The 11599-nt window shown below is 44.7% G+C and carries 12 protein-coding genes and 1 pseudogene; 3 read left to right on the forward strand and 10 right to left on the reverse strand.

The annotated features are described in order from the left end of the window. Positions 1–260 (reverse strand): annotated as a pseudogene (locus G470_RS0109600) (IS30 family transposase); the annotation flags it as partial. A 127-nt stretch (positions 261–387) separates the two neighbouring features. On the opposite strand from G470_RS0109600, the gene G470_RS14470 reads away from it, so the two are divergent. Continuing rightward, complete coding sequence (locus G470_RS14470; protein ID WP_156908051.1) at positions 388–564, forward strand: hypothetical protein; 177 nt, start codon at positions 388–390, stop codon at positions 562–564. Between the two features lie 69 nt (positions 565–633). Here G470_RS14470 and G470_RS0109610 read toward each other — a convergent pair whose 3' ends face one another. The 7 genes from G470_RS0109610 to G470_RS0109640 all read right to left on the reverse strand — a co-directional run bounded on the left by G470_RS0109610 (position 634) and on the right by G470_RS0109640 (position 7824). Then, complete coding sequence (locus G470_RS0109610) at positions 634–1338, reverse strand: ABC transporter ATP-binding protein (RefSeq protein ID WP_028274634.1); 705 nt, start codon at positions 1336–1338, stop codon at positions 634–636. After that, positions 1339–2112, reverse strand: coding sequence for an ABC transporter ATP-binding protein (locus G470_RS0109615; protein ID WP_028274635.1), 774 nt, complete (start codon positions 2110–2112; stop codon positions 1339–1341). Next, entirely contained in the window at positions 2109–3095 is a 987-nt protein-coding gene (locus G470_RS0109620; RefSeq protein WP_028274636.1) for a branched-chain amino acid ABC transporter permease, read from the reverse strand. The genes G470_RS0109615 and G470_RS0109620 overlap by 4 nt, the downstream gene beginning before the upstream one ends. Before the next feature lie 9 nt (positions 3096–3104). Beyond that, positions 3105–3983, reverse strand: coding sequence for a branched-chain amino acid ABC transporter permease (locus G470_RS0109625; RefSeq protein ID WP_028274637.1), 879 nt, complete (start codon positions 3981–3983; stop codon positions 3105–3107). A 37-nt stretch (positions 3984–4020) separates the two neighbouring features. Beyond that, positions 4021–5181, reverse strand: a complete 1161-nt coding sequence (locus tag G470_RS0109630) for an ABC transporter substrate-binding protein (protein ID WP_028274638.1) — start codon at positions 5179–5181, stop codon at positions 4021–4023. A gap of 220 nt (positions 5182–5401) precedes the next feature. Beyond that, positions 5402–7099, reverse strand: coding sequence for a M3 family oligoendopeptidase (locus tag G470_RS0109635; protein ID WP_028274639.1), 1698 nt, complete (start codon positions 7097–7099; stop codon positions 5402–5404). A gap of 26 nt (positions 7100–7125) precedes the next feature. Further along, entirely contained in the window at positions 7126–7824 is a 699-nt protein-coding gene (locus tag G470_RS0109640; protein WP_028274640.1) for a CBS domain-containing protein, read from the reverse strand. A gap of 166 nt (positions 7825–7990) precedes the next feature. On the opposite strand from G470_RS0109640, the gene G470_RS0109645 reads away from it, so the two are divergent. Further along, a complete protein-coding gene (locus G470_RS0109645) occupies positions 7991–9193 on the forward strand; it encodes a cation diffusion facilitator family transporter (protein WP_156908053.1) in 1203 nt (400 codons plus the stop codon). A 49-nt stretch (positions 9194–9242) separates the two neighbouring features. On the opposite strand, the gene G470_RS0109650 is transcribed toward G470_RS0109645, so the two are convergent. Continuing rightward, complete coding sequence (locus tag G470_RS0109650) at positions 9243–9644, reverse strand: DUF3592 domain-containing protein (RefSeq protein ID WP_028274642.1); 402 nt, start codon at positions 9642–9644, stop codon at positions 9243–9245. A gap of 162 nt (positions 9645–9806) precedes the next feature. Between G470_RS0109650 and G470_RS13920 the strand changes: the two genes are divergently transcribed. Continuing rightward, on the forward strand, positions 9807–10391 hold the full coding sequence (locus G470_RS13920) for a TraX family protein (RefSeq protein ID WP_028274643.1): 585 nt from the start codon (positions 9807–9809) through the stop codon (positions 10389–10391). 59 nt (positions 10392–10450) lie between these two features. Here the strand turns inward: G470_RS13920 and G470_RS0109660 are convergent, their stop codons facing one another. Further along, positions 10451–11230 carry a CPBP family intramembrane glutamic endopeptidase gene (locus G470_RS0109660; protein WP_028274644.1) on the reverse strand — a complete coding sequence of 260 codons (780 nt, stop codon included), beginning with the start codon at positions 11228–11230 and terminating at the stop codon, positions 10451–10453. Positions 11231–11599 lie beyond the last annotated feature (369 nt).

Below are 11599 nucleotides of genomic sequence, written 5' to 3' on the forward strand. Positions count from 1 at the left end.
CCTTCACTGACTTTCTCGTTGATGTAATCAACTTCACCTTGAGGAAGTTGAATAGGTTTACGTCCACATTTTTGTTTGTTTTCTTTGTATTCTAGATAAATATCGATCGCTGTTTTACCCGTTTTCAACTTCCTGATTACTCTGTAGACTGCTTCATGACCTCGCTTAAGCTTTTTAGCAATCTCGCGACCACTGAGATTAATGGCAAAGTATTCTTCTATGAATATGAGTTCTGTTTTGGTAAGATGGGTGTACGACATGTATGGTGCACTCTCCTTAGCTTTGGTAGGTTAATTTGAGTGTATCATAACATGTCTTTTTTCTGTCTCGCTTAATTATACAATCCACGCTATAAAAAGCATTTTTCATCCTAAGGAGGAGGAAACAATGAGCGAATCGAAAGCCCCCATTGCTCATTCAATCCATACAGATACAGAGATCGCCAGAGCGGCCCATGGAATCAAGCAACTCGAAAAAGAGCTGGCAGAATTGGAAAAAGAATTGGATGACCGCAAGAAACGACTGGACCACTTATTGAACAACATCCCTCGTTCCACGAATTGATTGATTGTCTTTTCCCAAAGAAAATCCCCGCACCGAATCAGTGCGGGGATTTTCTGTTTTATTTATAATTTAAGCGCCTAGATACGCACGCTGGACCGCTTCACTTTGCAGCAGGTCTTTTCCTGCGCCCGATTCTACAATTCTTCCTGTTTCTAATACATAGCCTTTTGTTGCTATCTCCAACGCAACAGCGGCATTTTGTTCAATCAACAAGATGGTGGTGCCTTCTTCATTGATTTTTTTGATGATTCGGAAAATTTGCTCGATAAATAAAGGAGCCAGTCCCATCGACGGCTCATCCAAAAGCAACAATTTCGGCTTGGAAACCAGCGCCCGCCCCATGGCCAACATTTGTTGTTCGCCGCCGGAAAGTGTCGCGGAATCTTGATCTTTTCGTTCTTCCAATATTGGAAAAAGGTCGAAAACTTTTTTTATGTCTTGGCGGATGGCCTTTTTGTCTCTGCGGAGAAACGCCCCCATCTCCAAGTTTTCCATAACGGACATGCCGCTGAATACGTGACGTCCTTCTGGAACATGTGACAAACCCTTTTGTACGATGGCGCGGGGGGTGGCTTTTTGGATAATGTCTTCCTGATACACGATTTCACCCGCCGTCGGTCTGACCAGTCCGGAGATGGTCTTCAAGATGGTGGTCTTCCCCGCTCCATTCGCCCCAATCAACGTCACGATTTCTCCTTCATTGACTTCAAAGGAAACCTCTTTGATTGCTTCAATCACGCCATAATGGACCGTCAAATTTTTCACTTGTAACATTTACTCACCACCCAAATACGCACGGACAACTTCTTTGTTTGCCCTGATTTCTTCCGGTGTGCCATGAGCCAACAACCGGCCGTGCTCCAATACATAAATACGTTCACAGACATTCATGACTACAGACATGTCATGTTCAATCAATACGACGCTCAAGTCAAATTCTTTTTGAATCTGACGAATGAGTTGCGTTAACTCCACACTCTCTCGTGGGTTCATGCCGGCAGCCGGCTCATCCAAAAACAAGATTTTGGGATCGGTTGCCAATGCGCGCACAATTTCCAACCTGCGCTGGTCTCCATAAGGCAGATTTTTGGCTAAATAATCCGCTTTTTCGTCCAGAGCAAATACTTCTAACAGCTTCATGGCCTCTTCTGTCATTTTCTCTTCCGCACGGTAAAAACCGGGTGTGCGCAACAGACTGGAGAACGTATTAACGCCATACTTGTTGTGCAGCCCGATACGCACATTATCCAAAACCGTCAAATTCTTAAAAAGCCGTATATTCTGGAAGGTACGTGCGACACCCAATTCCGCAATTTGATCGGTCCGTTTCCCAATCAACGAAACGGTGGTTCCGTCCTGCACCAAGTCTATGGACCCCTCACTCGGAGAGTAGACACCGGTGAGAAGGTTGAACAGTGTCGTTTTCCCGGCGCCATTCGGTCCGATAAGACCGACCAATTCCTTGTTTTTCAGCGTCAAATCCACTCCGGAAACAGCTGAGAGGCCGCCGAAATTTTTGGTCAATTTTTCTACTTTCATCAACGTCATCTGGCTGCCTCCTTTTGTTTCACCGGTTGTCTCTGTGTTTGCTTTTTCTTACGATTGAACCATTTACTCAATTGCAGTTCCTTTGTTCCAAGCAGCCCTGAAGGTTTGAAAATCATAATGAAAATCAACGCAAGAGCGTACAAAATCATTCGCAAGGACCCGAACGGCTGCAAGAATACGTTTAATACGCCCAGTACTGCAGCGGCAATGACACTGCCTGTCAAACTTCCAATGCCGCCGAATACCACAATGATCAAAATGTCAATGGAGCGCATAAAAGTGAACTGATCCGGGCTGATGACACTAAAGTAAGTGGCATGCAACGAACCTGCCAATGATGCGGTGACCGCACCTAGGACAAACGCAACGGTTTTATACCGGGTCGTATTGATTCCCAATGACTCTGCTGCGATATCGTCTTCTCGGACAGAAATGGTTGCTCGTCCGACACTGCTGCGTGTATAGTTGGCAATCAGGATAATCACAAACACCGCCGCCAAGAAAGCAATAAACCACGTGCTTAGATATGGAATGCCGCTTAAGCCGGCCGCACCGTTGGTTAGCCCGCCCATATTCAAAATAGCGACGCGGATAATTTCCGCAACGCCGAGCGTGGCAATAGCCAAGTAGTCTCCTTTAAGTCTCAACGTTGGAATGCCGACAATCAATGCCACCAATCCGGCAATTACCATTCCGCTCAGCATACCGACAAGCAGTCCCCCATAATTGGGGATTTGTTTGGTTACGATTCCTGCTGCATACGCTCCGATAGCCATGAACCCGGCATGCCCCAACGAAAATTGACCAGAATAGCCAATAATCAGGTTTAACCCCACAGCCAAAATTACATTAATCAGAATGGTCACCAACGCAATTTCATAAAAAGCGTCGATCCATCCGACAAGAACAGCTCCTTGAATAAGTGCAAATACTAGAAGAAAAAGAGCGAGCCAGCCAATATTCGTTTTATTTAACATCCGCATCTTTTCCACCTACACTTTCTCTTTTACATGTCTGCCTAAAATTCCCGAAGGCCGGACAACTAAAATGATGATCAATATGCCGTATACGACCGCATCTCGAATCATTGAATTCCCGTATCCGGAAATCAATACTTCAATCAATCCAATGACAAATCCACCCACCATCGCGCCCGGTATGATTCCGATGCCGCCGAGTACTGCGGCGATGAAGGCTTTCAATCCAGGTGCATATCCCATCATCGGGTCGATGGAATTGTAATACATTCCCACCAGTACTCCGGCAGCTCCTGCCAAAGCCGATCCGAGAAGGAACGTGAAGCTGATCACTGCATTGGGATTGATCCCCATCAGTTCAGCGGTTTGCGAGTCGATGCTGACTGCCCGCATCGCTTTCCCCAATTTTGTCTTCTGCACCACGAATTGCAGAGCGCCCATCAGAACAATTGTCGTACCGAAGATAAGCAACTGCATCTGACTGATCTGAAAAGAGCCGATTTGATACAGGGTGTTGTTTACCACTTGGGGGAAAGAACGCACTCCAGGTCCCACGAGATAAATCATGCCGTTTTGCAGCAAGTAGGAAACTCCAATGGCCGTGATGAGAGCGGTGATCCGCGAAGAATTCCGCAATGGTCTATAAGCGACACGCTCAATCACTACTCCCAACAGAGCGGTAAAGGTCATGGAAAGGAGTAACGCTGGAATCAAACCGACATTCAGGTAATTGATTACGTAGTATCCCACAAAAGCCCCTACCATGTAGACGTCTCCGTGCGCGAAGTTAATCAGTTTGATGATTCCATATACCATGGTATAGCCAAGTGCCAACAGTGCATAAATACTTCCCAGCGAAAGCCCGTTAATCAGTTGCTGGACAAAATTCTCCATTCTTCATGCCACCTCTTTTTTTCTTTCCGCATTTCGCTTATTCAGGGGAAACTTCTGTCGCATTGACTTCTTCTCCGTTTTGAATTTCCACAATCGTCGCGGATTTCACTGGGTTGTGGTTTTCATCGAAAGAAAATATCCCGGTGATTCCTTCAAAGTCAGACAAGTTTTCCAACGCTTGGTTTACTGCTTCCGGTGAAGTGTCGCCTGCTTCTTCCAATGCCTGCTTTATGACATATACTGAGTCATATGCCAGTGCTGAGAACATATCCGGCTCTGCTTCAAACTGTTCTTGGTAGTTTTTGATGAATTCCTTTACTTCCGGTTCATCGCTGCTCATAGAGAAGTGTGCCGTATAATAAATGTCCGAAACGTTTTCCGCACCCGCAAGATCAATTAAGGTTTCATTCCCAAATCCATCAGGTCCTAAAATTGGTTGTTCAATTCCCATTTCACGTGCTTGTTTGATGATTAATCCCGCTTGTTCGTAGTATCCCGGTACAAACAAGACATCGAAGTCTTCATTCCGAATCCGTGTCAGTACGGCACTGAAATCCGACTCATCTGCCGTAAAGTTTTCTTCTGCCACAATTTCACCGTCGAAATTTTCTTTAAACGTTTTAGAAAGCCCAATTGCGTAGTCACTGGAGTTGTCGCCTAAAATCACTGCACTCTTCGCTTCTAAATCACCTTCCGCAAATGTTGCCAACGAAACACCTTGGAAAGAGTCTTGGAAACCTACCCGATAAACGTAAGGCTGGACATTTCCGCTGTCATCCAATGTGACAGAATCGTCCGTCGCAGATGGTGACACTAAAGGTACTTGAGCACGGTTTACGCTTGGGATGGCTGCTTTCGTTGCACCAGAAGTAGCAGGGCCCACGATGGCACTTACTTTATCTTGGGTAGCCAATTTGGTTGCGGCACTCGCTGCTTCTGTGTCTTGGGATTTCGTGTCGTATTCAGTCAATTCGATCTGCTTTCCGTCAACGCCTCCCCCAGCGTTGATTTCTTCCACCGCCATGGAAACGGCGTTGGCTTCCGCTGTACCATAAGCAGAGACGTCACCTGTCAGCTCGAACATGGATCCCAGCTTTATTGTATCTCCTTCTCCGCCTTCGCCTGCCACATCGCTTGCCCCACAAGCAGCCAATAGTACCGCGGCTGTTGCCGTCATTCCAAGAATCACTTTTTTCATGTTTTTTTATCCCCCTATTTTCCTTCCCTAATCTTTTTGTCACTTTAATTAAAATAAGATTAAGATTCTTTAATGTTTTATCATTATAGGAAAAGGTTTCTCATTATTCAAGGGTAAACAGGAAAAAAGACGAGTTTCTTGTAAATATCTCGTAGTTTCCTCTTTTTTTCTTTAAAAAAGAAAAAGTTTGAGTCATAAACTCAAACTTTTCCTCGCTTTTTTATAATGTCGTGTCATCGACTTTATTTAGCTCTTCTTCAAGGGCTTGTGTTACTCCGGTCAAAGAGCCTTCTTCAAACGGAGATTTTAAGTTCGCTGTTTTGACCATTTCCAAAAAGCTCTGGGTGCCTCCAACTCGGCAGATTTCCAAATAATCTGACCAGGCGGTTTCATCCTTGTCAATCAATGCACGCTTCCAAAATTGGAACGCGCATACTTGCGCCAAAGTATAGTCAATGTAATAAAACGGATCTTCAAAGATATGGCCTTGGCGGAACCAGAAAGTTCCTTGTTCAAGGAACGGATTCTCAGAATAATCTTTGTGCGGATTATACATTTTTTCTAATTTTCGCCACGTGGCTTTTCGTTCTTCCGGAGTCATTTCTGGATTCTCATAAACTTCATGCTGAAAATGATCCACCAACACTCCGTACGGCAAGAATTGCAAGGCACTGCTCAAGTGTTCGAATTTATACTTGTCCGTTTGTTCTTTAAAGAAAAGTTCCATCCATGGGTAAGTGAAAAATTCCATACTCATTGAATGGATCTCAGCACTCTCGCTGGTCGGGAACACCACTTCCGGCTGTTCGATCCAGCGCGATTGGTAAGTTTGGAAAGCATGACCGGCTTCGTGCGTCAATACGTCCACGTCTCCCGATGTGCCGTTGAAATTGGCGAAGATGAAGGGAGAGCGGTAATTCGCAATATATGTGCAGTAGCCGCCACTTGCCTTTCCTTCTTTCGCCAATAGATCCAACAAATCATGTTCAACCATAAAGTCAATGAATTCACCTGTTTCAGAGGACAATTCATGGTACATTTTTTTGCCCATCTCAACAATGTAATCCGGGTCTCCTTGTGGAACTGCGTTTCCGTCCAAAAAGTTGAGCGGCAAGTCATAATGTTTCATTTTTTCAATGCCGATACGTTTGGCTTGGCGGTCATAGAGCTTTGATGCCAAAGGAACGACATCCTGCAATACTTGTTCTCGGTACGTCTGCACCATGTCACGGTTGTAGTCGAACCGCATCATCCGCAGATAACCTAGTTCCACAAAATCCTTGTAACCCAATTTTTTGGCCATCTCATCCCGGACTTTGACCAATTGATCGTAAATGTCGTCAAACGCGTTTTCGTTTTCTTCAAAGAATCTCCACTGTGCGTCTGAAGCTGATTTACGGGTATCACGGTCAGGTGATTCCAGGTAGGGGCCAAACTGTGCCAAGTTCAACTTTTTCCCATCGTATTCGATTTGGGCACTGGCAATTAATTTCTGATACGCACTGGTCAGTTCATTTTCCTTTTGCAACAAGTCAATGATACTTGGATCGAATGACTTTAACTGAAACTCCGCCATACGGAAGAAAGTGGACGGCAGGACCTCTTCCAATTCTCCCCGGTACGGAGACTCGAGCACTGCTCGATAATATTCTGTGTGCAGTTCAGTGTACAAGGGATAATGCTCGTTCCAGTAATGGTCTTCTTGTTCATAAAATTCGTCCCGTGTGTCGATGGTATGACGGACATAAGACAAATTCACTTGCGTATCGATGTCTCTCATCATTTCAGACATTTTTTTCACTGCCGCTTTGGCATCGTCCGCGCTTGCGGCTTCTTTCAGCTGTTGAATGGTTGTACGGGCGTCTTTTTTGTAGGCTTCATAATCCGGACGCTCGTATGTATAGTCCGTAAATTTCATCTTTTCTCCCCCAATTTTGTATGCGTTCAACCATCTCCGTTAATCTGATGTGACAAAATATCCCATCCGGTGATGATTCCCAGAATCGTTTCTGTCGGTTTTCCATTTTCCGTCACGAACAGAGCTTCCATCAATGGATCTTCAAAATAATCATCCACATCAAATATACTCTCATTTCGGGCAACGAAGCGGTAATTCTTTTTCTTTTCATCGTCATCAAAGACATCTTTTACGAAGACATTCTCCAAAGAAATTTGACGGTCCCGGTGACGTGCCAACCAATAAGCAATGCCGTTATCCGTCAAAAGACCAAGGTACCGATGATTGTGGTAAATAGGAAAATGAGTGTACTTGTTTTCATCCATCGTCTTCAGCAACTCTACTAGTGTGTCGGTATCCTGGAAAATCGATACGTTTTTGTGTGCTACATCCATTGCCGTTACCGGCTGGACGAGATGACGCCAAATCCGCTCAATGCGTTTCACTGTTTTTTCGGATGGCACGGCGATATCCAAATCATTGTTGTGCGATAACAGATTCCGCAAATCGCCAAACGTCTTGAGCTCCGTTTCATAGCGACGGATTACCGGGACTCGTTTTCTCGCCTTTTCAATCTTATGAGTGAAAGTGGTGTGATGCCCATTATCCAAGCCCGTGATTTTCCCTAATTCTTTTTCAATTTCTCCGAAGTACTTTAAGAATTCGCGCGTCTGCTGCTGTACCATGACTGCCTCCTTCTTCTGTATGTTCAGACAACTGACAAGCTCCCCCCTATTCCTCCATTCATTTGTCACGTTTTCATTTTACCATATCTCTTTTTTTAAGATGAACTTTTCTTCTTTCATTCCAACCTTTTTGTCTTTCTTCACTTGCGTTATAATAGAACAATATATGAAAGTTGGAAAAATCAAAGGAGCGGTTGGTGTGGTGGAAAAATGGTTAAAAAGATACATTGATCGGCAGAGGATGGACGGGAAAGATCCTCGGACGCGGGTTGGTTTGCTGAGCGGGAACGTCGGAGTACTCTCGAACCTCGCGCTCTTTATAGTGAAACTGACAGCAGGATGGCTTGCCGGCAGTGTGTCCATCATGGCAGATGCGATGAACAGCTTATCCGACAGTGCCTCATCTGTGCTGACCTTATTGGGCTTCCATTTCGCTTCTAAACCGCCCGACAAGGAGCATCCTTATGGATATGAGCGCTCTGAGTATATCAGCGGCCTGTTGGTTTCAGTGGTTATTTTATTCGTTGGATACGAATTTCTCATGAGTTCCATCAACCGGATTTTGAATCCTGAACCATTGACCACTTCTCCATTGATTTTCGGGTTGCTAGCTGTATCGGTCGGGGCAAAAGTGGCACAAGGTTATTTCTACAAACACAGCGCTGCGTTGATCAAATCCCGAGCCATTGAAGCCACTTCTCAAGACAGCTTCAATGATGTCTATACGACCTTGATTGTGCTTGCTGCATCCATTTTAGAGCGTTTCACCGGATGGACGATCGATGGGTATGCCGGAGTTCTCATCGCGTTGTATATTCTATACAGCGGCGTTCAACTCATTCGAGGCGCAATCGATGATTTATTGGGTTCTCGTCCCAACGAGGAAGAACTATCAGAAATCGCCCAACGGCTAGATGCGTACTCTTCCATTGTGGGCTACCATGATTTACTGGTTCACAATTACGGTCCAACCAATGCATTCGCGACGGTCCACATCGAAATTGACGACAGCTGGAGTCTAACAGAAGCCCACGAACTCATTGATGCAATCGAGAAAGAGTTCAATGAAGAGATGGGCATTCAACTGGTATGTCATATCGATCCCATCGCTATCCAAAGTGAAGAGCACACAACGATTTACCGCCAAATCAAGAACATTCTGCAATCCCACCAGTTGAATCTAAAGTTCCATGACTTCAGGATTGAAGAAAGCCCAAATCAATCCATTATTCATTTTGATGTGGTTGTACCGGATAATGTGACACTCACGGATGCGGAGTTATTCCATTCCATTCAAGGCCAAACACGCAACACCATCGGAAACTATGAATTGGATATCACATTCGATCGGGTCTATCTTTTAAAATAAATAAAGAGCTGTCTGTTTTTGGAGGAGACAGCTCTTTTGTGTATTCTACTTATTTAAATGTTAACAACATCACAACAAATATCACGGCCGAGAGAACCAACAACGCCGTCCCTATGAATTTAAAAAGACGGCCGCAACGGATAATCAAATCAATTCTTGCACGTGTAGGTTCTTCAGCATTGTAAACTACGGGGACCTTGACCCCGATAGGAAGCCGAAACCTCTGACTCGACTCCAAAACCACCTCGTAAAACAGAGCTTCTTTTGTTTCAAATTCAATGACCGGCCGTGGTTTGGAATCTGTCCCCTCTGTTACACTGTCGACGATTCTTCCGGTTGTTTGAATCCACCCCTCAAACCTTTTTGAAAACGAATGCCCTACTATCCAAAAAACTATCCCCATGAAAAGGAAAATTCCCACTGGAACAAACAGCAGTCCCCAATTTTCCATTCTTTCTCCTCCATTGTATGTAATGTATGTAAAACTAATTGTCACCCAAACCCTACTCCCATCATAACATAAGAGCATCTATTTAAAAATTTCGATGCTTTCCAAGCAAAGAAAGCTCCTTCGTTTGCTATAGTGAACATATATGGAGAGGACTGATACAAAATGGCTCATACCTTCAGCGAGAAAACCAATATGATCAAATGGATTGGCATTGTGACAATGACGATTGACCATATCGGATATTTTTTATTTCCCGGAATGCTGTGGCTGCGGATCATCGGCCGGATTGCCTTTCCTTGTTTCCTGTATACCATCATTGAAGGAACCCAGCGTACACGTAATTATCCAAGATACCTCTTCCGACTTTTGTTGTTGGGAGTCTTATCCATGCCTGTGACCCCCAACACATGGAATGTGTTGTTTCTATTGGCTCTATTTTCTCTCTCATTAAAATATCGACGTTTTTTTCTAATCTGTTTGTTGCTGAGTTTTTTTGTCGAATATAGTGTTTACGGCTTTTTATTCGGCTGGGCACTTTGGTGGATGAAAGAACGAAATGACGCTCAGGGAATCGGATTAAGTGCAGCCGCGCAATTGTTGGTCCTTCCAAGCATCCAAATATTTTCTCTGTTGTCCCTTCCGCTCTTCCTTGTTGAGGGCGGCATACGATTACCCCGCATGCCGAAATATTTCTTTTATGCCTTCTATCCGCTGCATCAACTAATATTGATTTGTTTAGCTATGTGAATGTGCAGAAAGAGCTGCCTGCTGATTGAGCAGACAGCTCTTCTTTTATGGAGATTTGATTAACGAGTAAATGCTGCCAATCCCAGCATCACCAGATTCATCGCCACATGCGTTGACATATGTGCCACGATAGCCGCTTCCAAATGATAACGGTAATACAACCACCCGAAAAGGAGACCGCCAATGCCGTTTAGAAACAACATTCGGAACCATACAATATTTGTCATCTCCGTCACCGAAGCGGTTGCTGAATAATGCCCCAGTGCAAAAAGAAAGGCACTGATAAAGATGGCCAACGCGTAAGGCAGTGTGGATTTTGCCCTTCCAAAACGCGTAAACAGATAAACCATCGCCGTCATAAATCCAAATCGCAGCATCAATTCTTCAGCGACGCCGCCGTATAACAATTCCAATATAAATTCCCAAGCACCAGGGGCTTGGATGCGGAAAGTAAAGACATCCGGCAACACGGGAGCCATCCACCAGTCAAACCCTAATATCAGCAACCCCACTCCAGCTCCACCCAATAAGGCAATCGGAAGAGCTCTCTTGAAGTCGTCCGCCACTGATCGATTCCAATCTAATTTTTCATACACCAATGAACGCAATCCCAGTTTCGGTGCCCACTTTTGACCAACCAAAATGCCGATCAAACCCAATAAAAAGGGTACAACCAAATTGACCACTGCCAGCAACTGCGCGGAAACAGGCAATTCCATGCCGTATTGTTCCACGGTGTTTTCCAATACCGTAACTTGAACGGGATACAAGGCCAATACCGCAAGCAAGAGAAGTCCGGTGTACACCCAGAATCCCCGCGGCAAGATTCTTCGTTTCATGTTTACTCACCCCTTCTCGTCTATCTTTGCATTAATTATACCATGTATGCAGATTCTGCTGATTCCATTCGGCTCGACTAAGGGAGGTTAAATGAATCGAGTAGGAGATAAATGATTCATTCATTTATCGTCCTCTCACACCACCGTACGTACGGTTCCGTATACGGCGGTTCAATATCTTAAGTAAGCAGACTCTGCCAGGTCTCGTAGTGAAACTACGTTCCACCGGTAGAGTCTTTTCGTTGTAAGCACCCAATGAACTTCAGGTGTTTTTGACAGTCTCCAGTATTTCTTTCTAGAGTAACCAATGCGTTTAGCACTGTCCATATCTAGACCTAAACGCATTAATCTGCTAATCTTAGTACGTGG

Source organism: Atopococcus tabaci DSM 17538 (assembly GCF_000429585.1).
In the GTDB taxonomy this organism is placed as follows: domain Bacteria; phylum Bacillota; class Bacilli; order Lactobacillales; family Carnobacteriaceae_A; genus Atopococcus; species Atopococcus tabaci.